The organism is Flavobacterium procerum, assembly GCF_042431625.1.
GTDB lineage: Bacteria > Bacteroidota > Bacteroidia > Flavobacteriales > Flavobacteriaceae > Flavobacterium > Flavobacterium procerum.
In genome coordinates, this window is record NZ_JBHLYW010000009.1 from 736303 (window position 1) to 754426 (window position 18124).

Consider the following 18124-nt stretch of genomic DNA (forward strand, 5'->3'; position numbering starts at 1 on the left):
CCAACGGGTACTTATAAGTATTCTTTTTTACAATCTAATGATTCCATTAGCTGCAGGCTGATTTTGTGTTGCAGGAAGATTCATAAAATTAGCTTCATTTTTTGCTCTTGCAGTAGCATAGGATTTAGTCCCTAAAGCTCCCACACTTCCACCTACGAATCCTTTAACAACTGTATTCATAAGTCCTGTATCTAAACTATTTCCATGAACAGCATTCGACCCTAATTGAATAGACACACTAATACCCTCAGCTTTTGCAACATTAGCAGTAATTCGTGAAAATAAATTTCCCCATCCAGATTTATAATCAATTCCTCCTATTGCCCATGATAATGTAGCGCTTAATACTCCTTTTATTAGCGCTTCATCCAAACCAGCTCCTAAACTATTTCCATTTGCTGAATTATCTATTAGTGTTGATGATGTAACAGCAAGCTCAGCACCTGTAACGGCAAAAGCACCTTTTATTCCAGTATTGGCTACTTTGGCCAAAGTACTTACAGCTTGTCCAGCCTCTGCTGCCGCTTTTACACCAGTAGCTGCTTCAGCAGCGATAGAACCTGCCGCTCCAAAACCACCTGTTAAAGCACCAGCAACAAAACCAATTGCGGTGTTGATACCATATTCTTTCCAACTGAAATCGTTTGTAATTAAACTAACAGCTGAATACGTTACAGAACTTACTCCTGCTCCTATGAATGCACCTGCTAAAGAAGCTAATCCAATACTTACAGGTGTGGAAAGACCTCCTGTAACGACTTCTAAAACTCCTGCCAAAGCATCGATAGCAACACCTATTAAAATTTCAAAGGCTCCAATAATAGCACCTCCAATAGCCGAAAAGAAATTGCCTATGGAAAAATTACCCGATGGGTCTATATATACTAATGGACTATTTCCTGCGTAGATATAAGGACTAAAGAATTGGTTATAAGCATCAATTACACCGAATCTACCTATTCTGCTAAAATAAAAACGAGCTTTGTAATTATATATACCCAATTCATAATCATATTCTTGACTAGTAAATAGATAAGGAAAGAAATCGGTTTCTGGTTGAGCAACAATCGTTACATTTCCATACACATCATATTCATAAGCTGCAACAGGATTAGCACTTTCATCCAGTATAACTCTCACAGAACCTAAATGATCCTTCAAAGTAAAATAGGTATTATTATTTTTTACAAATGATACTACACCAATTGGTCCATATACCATATATAATGTATTTTTCACACTATCACTTTGCTTTATTTGTACTAATGGATTGCCCGATAAACTTTTTACATACAAAGTACTTTCCTGAAGAGCACTTCCAGAGAATTGTTGCTTTAATACTCTATCACTTGAACTGTTATAAAATAATTTATATTGTTTTTCAAGATTTAAATCATTTATCACAGCAGTCATACGGGAACCAGCATCATAAGAAAATTGTAATTGTTGTGCTTCGTAACCATCTGCATTAGCGGTTTGATAGTGTTCAATAGAACCGTTCAAATTGTATTGAAAGTCAAATAAGGTACTTTGATTTCCTGTATCTGTTACTTTTTGAAGACGATCTCCTTTTCCAATCTCTGGCTCAAATTGATAGGTTTTAGAATTAATGGTTATAGCATCAAAATTTCCATTATTATCAAACTGATATTGTTTAGTATTCAACTCATTCTGCCCTCTACTTTCTTTAACATTTTCTAATGCATTTAGTGCATTATAAGTATTTGTAAAAGTAGAACCAGCACTCATACCTGAAGGATATTGGAAACTAATAGCCGCTGATTGTCCATTATAATAAGCTGGTCCTTCTGGCAATGAAGTTTGTAACGTTTCTTGAAAAATAAAAGAACTGTCTTTCGTTTTAGTATCCTTTATAGTATCAAGCCATACAGGAGAATTATACCCATAATTACGAATAAAACCAGTTCCGATAGGGTTTAAAGTTTCTACTAAAGGTTTTCCCACTGGATTATAAATATAAGAAGCGATATTACTTGAAGCAGCCGTATTTCCTATACTTTTAATTTGTCCAATGCTATTGTAAGTATAATATACTGCATAAGGAGCATTCCCTTTTTCAATAGGATAATCAATTTGAGTAATACCTCCTAAATTGTTGTAATAAAAACGAGTTTCATAATTTTCATTGTCAAAATCAACTACTTTTTGAGTTCTACTAATTACATTTCCATAGCTGTCATATAAGAAATTTTCTACTACATCTGCATTGCCCTTGTCTGAATGATTATTCTCTGTTTTTACTACTTTTCCTATTTGATAAGGTGCAGTAGTTCCATCATAGTCATAATAGGTTTTCATTCTCCAAGTCGCCACATTTTCAGGATATTCAGGATGAAAACTGGCCTGGTCTTGTAAAATATTTCTATCCCAAACTCCTGAAACATATCCAGTTTCACTTATTCTTCCAGAAAGATCATATTTATAATATTGATAATTCCCTTGTGATTTCCCTTCTTCATCTTGTCGGAAACGCAAACGATTGGCTCTGTCGTAAATCATTTCTGTTGTTCCTCCATTTGCATTCGAAGTACTGATTAATTGACCTATAAAACTATACGTTTGATAGCTTATCCAATCTTCGTTATTTAGCTCACCTTCTTCATAATTTGGTGATAAGGCTCGTATTGGATAGCCTAAATCATTATAATAAACCGCTGAAACAATCTCCTCAATTTCCGATTTCTGACTTACTTTTCTAACTTCTTGATTTCGCTTATCGGTAATTGTATACGTTTTATTTCCATTTTGATCCGTAACACTTACCTGATAATATTCTCCTTTTGGCAAACCATAAGTTCCTGTATTACTTCCATATTGATATTGCTGAGTATTAGCTCCTAACTTAAAGGCTACTCCTGGCATGGATTGCTCTAGTATTCTTCCCAGTGGGGAAACTTCATAACGGTATCCAAAATAAGGATAGCCTTCATCCTCTTGGTAAGCATCCGCAATTAACCCTTGCATTTTTTGAGTGGTTGAATCATATAGTGCAAAGTCTGCTATATATTTAAAAACAGGTGTAGTATTTGATGCTTCAACAAAAGCAGGCTTCGTATTGGCAATTATACTTCCTTGATTGTTATAAATTTTATCAATTACTGTCATTCTAGTATTATCTAATAATTGCGACTGCTTATCATTTCCTACAGCATTAACAAATGTTTGCGTTGCCATAGGATTAATAATTGTTGATAAGCTATTGATGCTTATTTTATTGTTTGTAAACAAGCTTAGTTTTCCAGAAATAATACTACTAGATGCATAGTTAAAAACAAGCCTGCCATCGGCAAAAAACAACAAAGTGTTTTTAGTAACCATAATAGTCCATTGTTCGGCTAATGCGACTATTTCTGTTGCATCAGAGCGCTGCTCTATGGTATAGAATTTATTAAATTCTGATTCATAAACAGCTCTTTTTTTTGACTTAACAGCATTTTTAATAGCTCTAGAATACAAACCCGTTCTTACTAATAAAGATTGCACCTCATCTTCTGATTGGGATTTGCTTACTTTCATACTTTGCTTTTTAGACTGGAGAATTTGACTATCACTTCCTAATAATTCCCATTGACTAGATGATGGATTCCATTGCACCGTATATTGATCTCCTATTTTTATGCCTAATGCTTTAGTGATGATTTCTTTGGGCATCAACTGAACCAATAATCCATAATCATTCAGTTCGTTTCCTTTGTAATTTAAAATTCCTTCACTAGAAGATTTTGTATAATTCAATAAACCGTTATCTGTTTGCCAGTCTTGTTCATTAGAAGGAGTCCAATAGTTTTTCCATTCATTACCCTGATTAAAAGAAAGAGCATCTCCTCCATTAACAGCCATTATTTTTAGTTTACTATTAGGATCTTCTTTAGAAAAAACATTATCATTTCCTGTTCGTGAAAAATAACTAGTTGCTATGGATGTTGTTTTTTCTGCAAAACTTGTATTGGCTATTACTCTTTGGAAATTATCAAAAAACTTTCTCTTTACTTCACCATTTGAACCTAAACTGGCTTGAATAGCATCAATTTGTGTGTTAACGGATGCCGCAGAAAATAAACTTCGTAAAGGAGAAAAACTAATACAGTCCACTAAAACTGCAGTTGCAGCGTTATTATTTTGCGCTTTAATAGTAATAGTTATAGCAGTATTTGCACTTGTTTGTACTTCTTTTAAATTTAAAATTTGATAAACGTAAACCCATTTGCCTACTTCATTGCCAAAAGATAAATCTATTTCATTTCCTATTGTTGTTCCATTTTGACTAAAAGACAGCATCCATTTTGCATCACCTTTTGTTGGATCAAAACCTTCTGGAAGTTTCACATAACTTGAAAAAACATACTCTTGTAATTGATTTTGAGGAGTAAAACTATTTTGTATTCCAATTCCCTTTTCTAACTTTAGCGATGATTGTCCTATTTTAGCATCTATAGTTGTATCCAAGTCATTAGGAATAATGCTTGCGTTAGGTAAGATTGTCCACCCTTCATTATCCTCATAAGATTCAAAACTTAAAAATGAAGCTTCCTCACCTATTTTACTAGCCGTTAAAAATTCGGCTATTTGAAATTGTGCATCAGTGCTATAGATATAAGACGATTTTGTACCTTCTACATCCATCATTTCGTTTACAGTATCATAAACACCTCTTGAAACAACTTCTTGCTTTTTTAACCAATCAGTATTATTTTGAGTATTAGAAAAATCAAAATCGGGTGTATTTTTATCATTCCCCAGCCATTCAAAATTTTGAAAAGGTGACCATTTCCATTCTGTCTCAGTCGACCAGTTTTTCCATGTAACCGTTTTTGAAGCTATACACTTCTTTTCTGTATTTTTATCACTTATAAATACCGATTCCTGTGCTATAGCATTCAACAAATGTTTTTGTTGCATGACCACTTGATAACTCGGAATCTGAATAGCATATTTTTTCTCACTGGTAATTGTTTTCTGATCACCATTTGAGTCATAATAGGAACTAAAAGAACGCATGGGCAATCCTAGATCTTGATAGTATTCTACTGTAGATAATTGTGTAACGCCATCTTGTTCTGATAAGGTTTTATTTATCCTAAAAAATGCACCAAACAAGTAATTTTTTTGATTTAAATTAGTTGTAAATAGTTGCCAATAATTAATATCCTTGCTTACCAAATTACCTTCTTTATCATATTGTAATTTTTGTAGTAAAGCACCATTTAATAACTGACTGTAATTATATACCCAATTAGTATTGTAAGGAATTTCATTCTGCACAGACACGCCATTAGAAAAATAACTAATTAAAATGCCACTTGTTGTTAAAGTCGCATCAGGTATTTTAGTCCCTATAAAAGTGGTTACTTTTGGAAATTGTGCTAAACTAGAACGAGAATCGTAAGTGATAATAGATTGTGCAGAACGAGTATAGTCATAAGATTGACAAAAAGCTTCCTCATTATTCACATCATTAGTAATAGCAATATAAGATACAGGTGTTACTTGAACCGAATCAGTAGCTTTACCGTCTACTACTTTATATAAGGCAAGAGAGGCACATGTATCAAATTCCTGATTAGAAGGATAGGTTACAAAAACATCAGCTCCTGCTAATAAAGTACCTGCTTTTACCGTTTCTTGGTCAACCACTATTTTTTGTCCAGGACCTTCAGAAGTAATAGGTAGTTTTACAGGTGCACTTAAACTGCCATTAATAGGATTTACAAAATAGGTTTGTGCAGTATCATCTGTAGTATCTTGATAAGCAATATACATAGAAGCTCTATTCTGAACCGTTTCAGGAGCGTTTAAATTATTTAATTGTTGTGTTTGCTTAATCCAGTTACCATCTGTATTCTGATAAAAAACATCCTTCCCAACCGTCATATAATTACTACTTATAGTACTATTTTTCCCTGTTGAAGCTAAATTTTGAGGCACTCCCCACAAGCCAGTGTTTGGATTAAATTGTAGGTATTGATTACTGTTGTTTTGTCCTTGTTCTTTAGACATAGTTGCAACGTCTATACCTGCTGCAAAACTTACAATATCTTCAGGTTTAGTAATAAAAGAGGTGGCTTTCCAATTTAGCGGATTATTAGTATTTCCCATTCCTGCAATATATCTATTCAAGAAAGGATTATTTGCTATCAAAGAATCAGTTACTAAAGTAGAAAACAATTGATATTGCGATTTTCCATTTACAATAGGAGATTCATAGGTTTTCACTAAAGGAGTTCCTGCATTAAGGATATTAAAATTCTTATCCCATTGCAGAATTCTTAGGCTGTAACTTATTTTTGTATCGGTTTGATCGGTAATGTAAGTAGCTACCCCAAAGGAAGTACTCAAAGTTAAATTCAATGGAAAATCTAATCCTTCAGAAGTGTTTTTATAAATAGAAACATTAGAAGTATTATACACTGCGCTTTTGGACCAAACATTATTCCCATTGTGATAAAACAATTGAAATTGTAATACTTTTGACGTAAAATTATAAAATGTAGCAATATAATAATTATCTCTTGCTTTGATTGCTATATTTGATGCTTTAGAAAGATCTGAAGGAGAAGGTATTGCAATTGCTATTCCTCCTTGTTGGGAATTCGATGAATTATTCCATGTTTTTTGCTTCCAATTCCACTGAAATGCAGTAATAGGAGTTGTAGTAATGTCTTTACTAGAAACAATAACAAAGTTTTTACCAGATTCGACACTTACTTTTGATGTAGCAGCTTGCAAGGGAAAATACTGCGCTCCATTAGTTAAATTAAAAGTTCCAAATTGTTCTGGATTTCTTCGGTATAGAAATAATTGAAATTGTTTCTTTGTCTTATCAGTAAAATAGAGCGCTATGTAATCTTGTTTGGTTACTACTCCTAAACTATCGATATCAAAATCAACATTGTTAAAATAATTTTTAGTGGACACATCTGAATTTAATACATATTCAGACCAGTTGCCCGACCAAGAATGTACTTTAGCCACTAGTTTCTTATTTGCCTTATCATACCAAGTAATTACCGTATAATCAGAACCAAACCAAACCCTAGGAGTTGCATTAACGAATGGTGCATTAATCTTAATATTACGAGAACTATTTAGAGGTTCTTCCTTATAGGTATAAATTGCTCTTGCTCCTTGTGGATAAAGAATACTTTTTAATGCACCCGAATTTATGTCTTGAATTTTATCATAATACTCAAATTCAATGCCTGGTAATGTATTTCCGCTAGGTTGCACTTGCCAAAAACTTTTTAAAACCCTTTTCCACATTAAAGGATAAACGGCAGCTTGGCTATTGGATCCTAAATTAATAAAATCATATTCAAATAAAATAGTGAATTGAAGTATATTCAATTTATTTTTCACTTCAATATGATCTAAATAACGGGTTTCATAGCTATCTTGATAAGCATTTGGTTTAGGCTGATTGGTATGACTAGACTGATATTCCACAATATTTTTTGTGCTTGGATTTTTAGCACCATATTTTTCTCCATAAAAAAATACAATTGTTCTTTTAAAACTATCTTCTATTTTTTTTAGGTAGGAAGCCTGTGTATAAAACAGACCATTACTATTCCCTACAGCAACTTCCACATTATCGTAAGTATAGAGCACCGATTCTCCCCATGTATTGATCACTTCAGACAAATTCCAAGCACTTGCAAAATGTTCTTGCCCTATAGTTAAATTTGAAGCTCCAATCCAGTTACCCCATTGCACTCCATATTGTACTGTATTTCTGCCACTGTTTTTATCTCCATAAATAAAGACAGTTCCATCTTCCTTAATTATGGTCCATTTTTCATTATATGCATCATATTGTATGTCCCAAAACTCATAATTTCTAAGTTGATACAATAAAATATTTACCGGATTTGTAGGTAAAAAACCATCTTGTATCAATTGGTTTGAACTACCATTACTTACTAGAAAATACTCATCTGATGAAGTAGTACCACTGCCATTTTTTTCAACAGCAATTTTATCAAATGACATATCCCAACCCAATCCTAAAATTCCAGTTGGATTTGAAATATTCCAATTTTTAACTGAATTTTGAACATTACTATTATACATCATATCAATATCTACATCCAACCCTTTTCTTCCTTGAAAAGTGGCAATATTAATAGGAATATTAGCGGTTCCTGTAAATAGATTAACACTATCTTTTACTTGACCAATTGCTTTATTATCAAACTGAAACGTAGCAACTTGAGGTTTACTTTGTTCAGCGTTGCCCTGTGTATTATTAAAACTCATTTTTTCTGTTGTTTATCAATTGTAAATAGGTTTTTTATAAAAATTGTAGGCAAGCCTTACTAACGAAGTTGGTAGTTATTGGAGCGCTCTCATAAGTTAATATGGTATGTACAAAACCAATAGGTCTTCCCATTGGCATTTTAATGAAATGGCAAGATTCCCAACCTGTCTTTTCCTGATATTGATTAGCTAAAAAGAGTAAACTTTTATTTAACCATTGTGAATCTATAGTCCTTTCTAAATAACTTGAAGCTATTGCAATACCCAGTAAAGCAAGTGCCGTTTGTAAAGAATCTGAGGCTTGTTCTGGCAAAGACCATCCTCCATCCTCCTGTCTAGAGCAAATTAAAAAATCTAAAGCACTAGCAATGACTTGGTGGTCTCCATTAGCAAAACAAATGGCTTTTATACTAACATATGTGCCATAATAAAGACCGTGATACCAAGTGCTTTCCCAAGCCCCTTGTTGTTGTTTGTTGTTCAAAAATTGTAACCCTTTTTGAATGTCTTCTTTAAAGCGTTCTTTATCATACAACTGTAGCGCATATAAAAAATTAGCCACAACGTCAACGTCAGAACCTGTTCCCCATGCTTTATGAATCCATTCATACTGCAATTGTTGTTCTTGGGTTAAATTGTCCTTTGGAAGTATCCATGTTTCCCATCCTAAATCTTCATTTGGTTGATCATTTAATACCGTCTGAATTGGCACTTCAAATAAATCTTTAAAAGTATCTTTTGGATAAAATTTACAAAATACTTGTAGTATTTGTGCTAAATCATCTACATCTGGAGGCAACTCTTTTAAATCAGGAAAATAGCTCCATGCTCCTATTCCTCCTTCCCTTTTGCTTCGCATTAAGTAGAATAATTCCGATACTATAATCTCCTGTAAAGGAATTGGATATTTCTCTTGTGCGTCAATTAAAGTATCAACTAGTAAAGCTCTTTGAAAAATATCCGCTACTTGCAATTCCTGTTCAACCTGAAATACTTCCTTTGTGAAAGGCATACAATGCTTTGTATTCACAAAATCGGCTTTTTTTTCTGCCATTAAGTGCTCAATACCTTTTTTAAAAAGAGAATGCCAAGAGGTTTCTTTTGTAGCAATTACCTCACTCTTATTTAAAAATTCTTTACTAGCATGTAACATGGTCTTTTTTTATTTTAAATTGATTTAAATAATCAAACAGTATTTCTTTTGTAACCTTTTGCTTTTCTAAAACTAAACTTTCTACTATTTCATATTCTTTTACATTAGGCCTACTAAATAAAGGAGCTGAGAGATAGTATTTTCGATCTACTTCAAAGATATCGACACTATTGTTTGCCCCAGATTCATTATAGCAATGGTATCTTAAACTACTTTCTGAAGGACCTGCTAAACCTGCTGCTGCTATTCTGGGATGAAGACTTTTATTAGTTGGTGAAGCGTGAAATAAAGCAGGATTACCAATGTAAATTTGACCTGCTTTCATGGGTAATGAAATACCAAATTCCTTTAAAAGTGCTTCTTGATACTTAGAAAAAGGAAAAGCTGCTCCACCACATCTAGGAAAATCCAAAAAATGATGGCTTCCAGGTATCACCTCCAATGCTCCATTTTCTATATTTGTATCTATTAAAGGAACCCATAAACCAAGCGGTTGAAAACGTCTTTCATCTAAAAAAGAAGGGTCTTGATGCAAAGGAACCATACCTATATTTTGATGAGGATATTTAATATTGAAATTTCCCCAAAAGAAAGTAACCTCTTCAAAGATAGTAGCCATTGCTCTTTCAAAATGATTGCCTATTCCCTTAGAAACTGCATTTCTATAGATAGCGCTTTTACTCATGATCGTTGAAGCAAAAGCTGGTTCTCCTAAATCCCCTTCTAAAGAATCATAAAATTTTTTGAGTGATGTTATTTCTCTATCATTTAAAAAATCAACCACTACATATCCGTTTACATCAAAAAAAACTTGATGTTCTGGATTTTTAAAAAGAATTCTATTTACTATACTTGCTTTCATTTTTAAACCGATAATTTTATTTTACTATGTGCTTCTCCTAATATGGCGGCAACACTTTCTTCATTTTGAGGAGTAAAATAAAAAGGAGTTTCTCCTATTTTTTTGGCTCTAGTCTCATCAGGCCTGCTAAACAAAGGGGTTTCTATGTAATAATCGGGTTCTAATTCAAACACCTCCATTGTTTCTCCTGGGTTTCTAAAATCTTGATAATAACAACGCATTTGGCTTTCTTCTTCAGCTAACCAAGCTAGTGCGGCTACTCTTTCAGTATCGCTAAAATTAGAGGGTGACCAATGGAAAACTTTAGAACTTCCTATATAGGCTTGTCCAGCCTTAATATCTAAACGTTTAAAGTAATTTTCTATCAAATAAGGACTCAATTCATTGTATGGAAATTTAGGAAGCGTACTTCTTGGGCCATCATTCAATTTGTGACTGCCATCTATAACTTCAAGAGCTCCATTTGTGGCATTAGTATCTATAAGAGGAACCCATAACGTAATACCTTGATATTTTGATTCGTCTACATAAGTAGGATCCTGATGGATAGAACAAATGCTTTCTGATTGATTTGCTTGCTTAGACGTGAATATTCCGAAAAAGAGCTTAAAATTTTCTAAATGCAAGGCAATCGCTTTTGCAAAAGTGTCTGTTATAGCATTGGATACATTCTTTCTGTAATTGGCATCCATACTCATATTAGAGGTAGAAAAACCTCTCTCTTTAGGCTGAGCATTTAATTGATTATATAATTGTTGCAGTGCATCAACTTCTGAAGGATTCAAAAAATCAATCACCACATACCCTTTTTCTTCAAATTCTTTTTGTTGAATGGGGTTTTTAAAAACATTTCTCATATTTCTTGAAGAAAAAAATTAGACATTAATCAATGCTCTTGAAGAAACAAAGATTGTAGTTTGTAGAACCAGGACAAGACAATAGCAAAAGGAACTGCTGGAAAAACCCAATAATCATAAATAGGCGTTCTACCTAAAAAAAGTATCGGATAGCCTTTCGCTTTAGGATAATCTTCAAAAAAAAGTTGAATACTTTCATCCACTTCTAGCGGTATTCTTTCTATAATATACAAGGATAAAACAACTACCATTTTAGATAAAATTTTACATTTGGTGCAATATCCTTGATAATAAATAACAATTTTGTTTCTTGGAATAATGATGCTTTGTTTCATTTGTTTTGATAATAAGAATTTAGTACAGTTCATAATTTGTTTGCTGCCATAGTAAATTGTAATAATATAGAGTCTGCTAAAAAACTCAGCGCCATCCCATCTTTAAAGTTGACACTTAGTATATTCATTAACCAATAATGGCTTTAAAACGCCCCTATTTCCGTTTGCTGTTTTTTTTGAATATGGGTGCTGAAAAACTAAATAGTTTAGCAAACTTAATCCACAAGGATACTACCCACGACAATTTGATGAGGTTTAGCACCATAGATTATACTTGCAATCCAAGATTCGCTGGTGTCTTGCATTCTAGCTTTAATACAGCCTAATCCGTATGCTGTTTTGGCTTGACCAAATTTACCTTCTATTGGATTTCTCATGGGCATCATTCAAAAGATTCAAATCTGTTGGGTAAGCTATATTCTGCGGACAAGCAGTAGCATCAATTATTAGAGTTCCTTTGTTTGGTGGATTTTCATCATCGGAATCAGCTTCTGATTTGGAATTCTCATTTTTTTCTCAAATTGCGTTTTTAATTCCAAATCTTGGCATTGATGGCATTCAAATTCTCTAAACCCAAACGTTTTCTAAACTCTACAAAAAGAGAAGCATCAAAAGGAATTTCATCGCTAAAGCTAGAATAACCCAAGAAGTATTGCATATAGCTGTTTTCTGAAATTTGAGCCACGGTTTCTCTATCGTCAAGATTGCATAAATGCTTAATTATTATAGCTCCCAAAACAACTCTTGGATTCAATGGTGGGCGGCCCGTTTTCTGAATAGGGACAAAGGTTAAATATAAATTGCAAATCTCATCCCATCTGTTTTTTGGATTTAATTCTTTGTGAAAAGGAGCCTCAAAACCTTCCAAAACTAACTGTTTGGAGCTTACATATTCCTGCGTTGATGCACGTTTTTTTGGGGATGTTCTCATATTAACTTGCACTTAAATATTGCAAATACAATTATAATCCCTTGTTTTTTTTAAAGAATTAATGATTTTTCAGCAGACCCTAATTAAGTATTTTGCTTAGAGAGAAAAATAATACTTCAAAAATTAAGATCTTTAAATACGTTTTAATTAGCTACCACTTTATTCTTTAAATAAAGATTTAGTCTTTTATTTCCCATAATATCTATCCCTAATCCATAATAAGAAACAGCACAGTCATTTTCTAGTACTGCTTTTTTTACAGGAAATTGATTAACCTTATTTTTTGTTGTGGTTTTCTCTAATAAATCGACCCAATCGCTAGGATTTAGTTCAACATAAGAAGGGCAAGCACAAATATCAATTTTTGCATCAAACAATTTTGAACTAGCAATATGAAAACCTACATTAAACACTACTCCTGCCAAATTTATCTCTTTATTCCCTATTACATCAGTAAAGAAATCAGTAACCGATTCGTCGAGCAAAACAGGTATTTTTAAATCTTCAATTGTAAGTTTATGGGTTAATCTAAAATAAATTTTAGCTCTTACATTTTTTAAAGAACTTCCTTCTAAACCGATACTCATAATATTAGCGTACGGACTCAAATTGTTCACAAATTCATCAATTTCTGTAGTATCAGGCATTAAGTGTTTTAGCCAATTTCTAAATCGTTTCCATGAAGCTTCTTTACCGCCTCTTCTACCATCAATATAAATAGCTATGCCTTTACTGTCTGGAGAAGCACCTAACCAAAAAACACCATCGGGATACTCATCCATATTTGCTTTTGAAACAGGCAAATGAAAATCCAACATTTCTTCACACATTTCCTTTATTTCTTCGGTTTGTGTGATAGCATATAATTTTTGCAACGCTTGATAGCTATACTTAAATCGTTCTTCTGGTGAACCCACAATACAAGATGGATCACTTATAAAACGGCCATGTAAACCTTCACTGGAAGAGCTAATGCAATACTGTAATGGACTGCCATCAATATTTAAACCCGATCTACCGCCTAGTTGAAGGTCGGTTTTCTCTGGTAAAGCCAGTAATTCATCTCTTAGATCCAGCACTTGTTTGGCCGAAGCCGAACTAAGTGTGGATGCATAAGATGAAAGTAGCGCTACATTTGACAAAATTGAATCTTTAGTCGCATTCATAGCATTCCTTTTTTAAACTGGTTGCAAAATAATATTAGATTGACTTCCATTATTTCCAGATGCAGCACTTGAACCAGCACTACCTCCAGATCCTTGTGCTCCTCCAGGTGAACCTGCTTTACCAGCACTTCCACCATTACCACCTATTCCACCTGAACCTCCTTTAGGAATTGGAGAAGACGTTAAAACACTACCGCCATGGTATTGCACCACTATACTATTAGCACCGTTACCGCCGTTACCACCGTTACCACCGTTACCGCCTTTTCCACCATTTCCAGCAGCACCACCACTACTAGCACCACAATCTGAACCAGCAGGGCAACCAGATGCTTTTCCACCATCGCCTCCATTACCTCCAGTTTGACCATTGCCTCCTGCTCCTCCTGCTCCTCCTGCTCCTGCAGCTGCTGCAACTACTATAGAACCTGTTAATTGTCCTATTGTAATTGTGGCAGAGGGACAATCAGATCCATTGCCTCCAGATGCTCCTGAACCTGCATCCGCTCCATTTGCTCCTGCGGTTCCGGCAGTAGAACTAGGTCTACATACAGAATCCCAGTCACAGTTAGCATTTGTACCATTATTTCCACTAGGTGCTGGGTTTGAAAACCCTTGGCCAGCCGTTCCATCCGTACCGTCTGCACCATAAATTATTATATCGCCATTTAAATTACTCATGTCTATTTTTTTTAATGTTATTAATTAGTTGAATTACATTTTTACTAACTCTGCAATTTTAATATCTGCAGTGGTTAATACTTTTATTTGTCCTCCTGATTGAATGGTTACTTTATTATAACTCACCTGTACTGGACCACTTCCTGAAATAATTAAAGGATTTGCAGGGGTTACTACCACATCAACATCAACAGTATAGACCGCTACTTGTGGAAGTGGAGCAGCAGATCTACTAGCCGTTGCTGCAGTAGTATCGATTTTAAAATCTTTTACTTCATTTAAGTTTTTTAATTCCGGTTGAAAAGCACTATCCGGATGAGGTGGATTGGAAAAAAATAATTTTCCGTCGGCTGTTGAAATCTCTTTTGCGCTCATGATTTTTGTTTTTTGTTATTAGATTAATTTTTATGATGCCCTATTGTACCGTTTGAATTTTCCATTTTGTTATCTATTTTGGTCCTTTTCAGGTTAGTCACGTCTCGTTTTGGAAAGTGATTCTGAGGTACATTGGCGCATGCATCTTATCTCATTTCTGTAATAAAATTAATATAACGCTATAGTTCAAATTAAAAAAAAGGTACGAGTGCGGAATTTTTATACATGAGAGGCCGAAATAAAAGCATAAGACTATTTCGTTATATATCTACTAACTGCTTCCCGGTATTTAATCTGAAAAGAATAGATGTGCAAAAAAGTGGAGAGACAATTAAAATGGGCATGTTAAAACATTGTAATAATTCTCAATAAACTGGTTAGATAATTGAATGCTTCCCGCTATCAAAAGAGCATTTGAGATTTTAAGTCTTTTCAAACAAATTCTTTAAAAGTAAAATTTTTAGGCACTCAGTAGCTCTATAACCACATTAAGCATTAAATTACAAAATCAGTTTATTTAACAGTACTATGATATGCTAATCCTTATCTTTAATGTTATACTAAATAAGTATTAAGTTTTTAGCTAAATTCTACTTTTCCAGCTTTTTTAGTAAAATTTATTTGTAAAGGTAAATAGCTTAAATCTTTTGTTGCCCTAATAAATATAGAGTTTCCTTTTGATTCAATTTTCTTAAACATAACCAAAAAAAAATCCATTCCATTTGAACCACTATGTAATAATTTGTTTAAAAGATTAAAAATAAAAAAACACCCCTAAGTTTTTTTTATTCTATGCGATGTTAATATAAATCATTGATAATCTATGAACCTTTGACGTAGTAAAATAACTACCAACACATCTGATACGTTACCCAATATAAGATTGTTTAAGACAACATTAAACAAAAAAGATGAGCAGTAATGCTCATCTTAAGTCATCTCCTATATATTCTTCATTTCAACAAGTTTAACTATAAGTTCTCTTATCATCAACTTTGAAACACTTGCAAACTTGAGCATTACAATAAGATTTTTTATGATTTTAATTACTAATTTTTAGATTTCAAGATGTATTCTTAACTTAGTTAGAGTTTCATCAATACTACCATAATTGCTAAATGCTAAATTCTGACCAAAATGTTCAGTTTGGTCAATAATCTTTCTTTCTTTTCTAGCCAATTTTGTTCTTAAGAGCCCCCAGTAAATTTCACCGGAAGCGATAATATTCATTCTTTCTTTAAAAATATAATCTAAGTTCTTATTCTCTAAAAAATCATCAAATTCTTTTAAGAATTTGAGCATGAATATTATGTTTAGTTTACTAACGCGTCTGATAAAAAAGCATTTCCATACCATATCAAAAAAAGAAGAATACGGCTTACCCTCAAACAGTAAAAGTTCTAACTGTAGAATAGTATATTTATAATATTTTCGCTTATCTTCAAAATAAACAAAAAAATCTTCCTTATTTGAATATCTTGCAATGGAAAGATTCATTTGCCGAAATAAGATAACAATAAGCTTGAATAAAGGCGAATTTACTTTTAACATTGAATATTATATGTTAATGATTAGTATGAAAATTAATGTAGATTCTGTCGCATCTGGCATATAAATTCGAAAGAAATCAGAAACCCGAAAAATTATGCAGCCAATTTACAAAATGATTTGAACATACTTATTCCTGGGTTAAGCATCTGATTTTTTTTCAACATATGTACAGCTTCTATTCCACTTAATGTTCGTCTGGCCGATTCAAAACTTTTAAAACCCAGACCGTTCTGTATCCGCCATTTTATAAAACGATGATCCTGCTGGGCAATATTGTTCAGATACTTACACTGCCTAATCTTTATATTCGAAAATGATCGTTTGTTGTAAACCCTTACTGCGCTGGTATTGGAGCCGCTTTTGTATATATTTATTACCGTTGGCCGGCAATTATTCTTTATCGCTTTTATTAAAAATGACTGTGCGCTCATTCTCTGTCTTCTTCTGGTCAAAAGAAAATCCACCGTATTATCAAATTTATCAACAGCCCGATATAAATAGCACCAAATACCTTTAACTTTTATGTAGGTTTCATCCATTCTCCAGCTCACTCCCACTCTGTTCTTTCTCTTTTTCATCTGAGATTCAATCATTGGGCTAAATTTAAACACCCAACGTTGAATCGTAGCATGATCAACTTGTATTCCACGCATTTTCATTATTTCCTCAACATCCCTGTAACTCAATGTAAATCGTAATTTGAAACAGACTGCCTGAAGAATAATAGCTTTGGGATGACAATGACCTTTGGTATTCATTTAATATTTTTTGAATCTCAAAGATAATAAGTTTCAAATAGATGCGACAAAGCCGCTCTACATGGTATTCGATAAAATTTAAGAACTGCAATAAATCCAAAGTAAAAAAATATTATTTAGAATCTTTATAAATAAAAATATATATTTGCATCACTCCAAATAATGACAGTTATCCTACAAAACCAATAGATATATGTTAATCCGAGCTAAAATAGAAAATTACAACGAATGGCTTTTTCTGGAAGAAATCCCGGAAAAATATGCACCGGGCCACAGGCTGTCCGAACGTCAGATCAGCATCAAGCATTCACCTGTTGATATGAAAAATTACCAGCTGTCCACCAACGGCATGTTCCTGCTGCATTCTGAAATGAGTTTCAGTGAAACCGTTAAGATAGAGTCAGAGGTTGACGGCGATGCGATTGCCTGCCAGTTCATTTTCAGCAAGGAGAAAAACAATAATGCCATTAAGTCAGGTGGATACGGCCACAGCCATCATAATATTCGCTATATACCTTCCGGAAAAGAGTCACATGAAATCAGGCCTGAACTGGAATATATCTATTTTCTGATTGTGCTTTCCAAAGACTACTATTTCAATTTGGTAGACATGGCCTCTCCACTGCATGAAGACTTTGTGCGCCAGATGGAAAAAGGCATCAGCACATCCTTTATTGAAGGAGATTTGTACGTCACTCCCGAAATGCGCCATTCAATCAACAGTATTAAGGAGTGCAAGCATGAAGGCCATCTGAAAAGAATGTTCATTGATACCCGAATCATGGAATTGATCATGTTCCAGCTGGAACAGTTCGGACAATATCTTCATAGCGATAAAGAAGTGCTTCATGAAGAAGATATCGAAAAACTGGAAGCTGTGCGGGAGCTTTTGGAAAAGCAGTATGTGAATCCTCCCACTCAGAAAGAACTCGCCAGATCGGCACTCATCAATGAATCTAAAATGCGTACCGGTTTTAAGAAATATTTCGGCACAACAATATATGATTTTGTTACCCGTATGCGCATGGTCGAGGCCCGCAGGCTGATAACCGAGGAAAAGAAAAACAATATGTACGAGGTGGGCACCATGGTTGGTTTTAAGCATCAGGCCAGTTTTACCAATGCTTTTAAAAGATATTACGGACTGCCACCAAGCGAGGTCAGGCTATAGCAAAAGG

At 33.7% G+C, this 18124-nt stretch carries 12 protein-coding genes and 1 pseudogene; 1 reads left to right on the forward strand and 12 read right to left on the reverse strand.

Features of this window, described 5'->3' with window-relative positions; all coding sequences use genetic code 11:
• Positions 1-27 precede the first annotated feature (27 nt).
• The 12 genes and pseudogenes from ACFFLS_RS14275 to ACFFLS_RS14330 form a co-directional block, all read right to left on the reverse strand.
• Positions 28-8094 carry an RHS repeat-associated core domain-containing protein gene (locus ACFFLS_RS14275; RefSeq protein WP_379689466.1) on the reverse strand — a complete coding sequence of 2689 codons (8067 nt, stop codon included), beginning with the start codon at positions 8092-8094 and terminating at the stop codon, positions 28-30.
• Positions 8095-8311: 217 nt separating this feature from the next.
• Entirely contained in the window at positions 8312-9430 is a 1119-nt protein-coding gene (locus tag ACFFLS_RS14280) for a prenyltransferase/squalene oxidase repeat-containing protein (RefSeq protein ID WP_078227663.1), read from the reverse strand.
• Entirely contained in the window at positions 9417-10292 is an 876-nt protein-coding gene (locus ACFFLS_RS14285) for a phytanoyl-CoA dioxygenase family protein (protein WP_379682261.1), read from the reverse strand. Before ACFFLS_RS14285 ends, ACFFLS_RS14280 begins: the two co-directional genes overlap by 14 nt.
• A gap of 2 nt (positions 10293-10294) precedes the next feature.
• A complete protein-coding gene (locus ACFFLS_RS14290; protein ID WP_379682262.1) occupies positions 10295-11149 on the reverse strand; it encodes a phytanoyl-CoA dioxygenase family protein in 855 nt (284 codons plus the stop codon).
• Between the two features lie 29 nt (positions 11150-11178).
• Entirely contained in the window at positions 11179-11484 is a 306-nt protein-coding gene (locus ACFFLS_RS14295) for a hypothetical protein (RefSeq protein ID WP_379682263.1), read from the reverse strand.
• Positions 11485-11762: 278 nt separating this feature from the next.
• A pseudogene (locus ACFFLS_RS26135) lies at positions 11763-11858 on the reverse strand (transposase family protein); the annotation flags it as partial.
• Between the two features lie 155 nt (positions 11859-12013).
• On the reverse strand, positions 12014-12415 hold the full coding sequence (locus ACFFLS_RS14305) for a transposase (protein WP_379682264.1): 402 nt from the start codon (positions 12413-12415) through the stop codon (positions 12014-12016).
• A 143-nt stretch (positions 12416-12558) separates the two neighbouring features.
• Positions 12559-13581, reverse strand: coding sequence for a hypothetical protein (locus ACFFLS_RS14310; protein WP_379682265.1), 1023 nt, complete (start codon positions 13579-13581; stop codon positions 12559-12561).
• A gap of 12 nt (positions 13582-13593) precedes the next feature.
• Positions 13594-14262, reverse strand: coding sequence for a hypothetical protein (locus ACFFLS_RS14315; protein WP_379682266.1), 669 nt, complete (start codon positions 14260-14262; stop codon positions 13594-13596).
• Positions 14263-14295: 33 nt separating this feature from the next.
• Positions 14296-14637 (reverse strand): hypothetical protein, encoded by a 342-nt coding sequence (locus tag ACFFLS_RS14320; protein WP_379682267.1) that lies wholly within the window; start codon positions 14635-14637, stop codon positions 14296-14298.
• Positions 14638-15693: 1056 nt separating this feature from the next.
• Complete coding sequence (locus ACFFLS_RS14325; protein ID WP_379682268.1) at positions 15694-16188, reverse strand: hypothetical protein; 495 nt, start codon at positions 16186-16188, stop codon at positions 15694-15696.
• A gap of 92 nt (positions 16189-16280) precedes the next feature.
• The gene (locus ACFFLS_RS14330; RefSeq protein WP_379682269.1) at positions 16281-16946 is read right to left on the reverse strand and encodes an IS6 family transposase; all 666 of its coding nucleotides are present in this window, start codon (positions 16944-16946) and stop codon (positions 16281-16283) included.
• A 193-nt stretch (positions 16947-17139) separates the two neighbouring features.
• Between ACFFLS_RS14330 and ACFFLS_RS14335 the strand changes: the two genes are divergently transcribed.
• Positions 17140-18117 carry a helix-turn-helix transcriptional regulator gene (locus tag ACFFLS_RS14335; RefSeq protein ID WP_379682270.1) on the forward strand — a complete coding sequence of 326 codons (978 nt, stop codon included), beginning with the start codon at positions 17140-17142 and terminating at the stop codon, positions 18115-18117.
• Positions 18118-18124 lie beyond the last annotated feature (7 nt).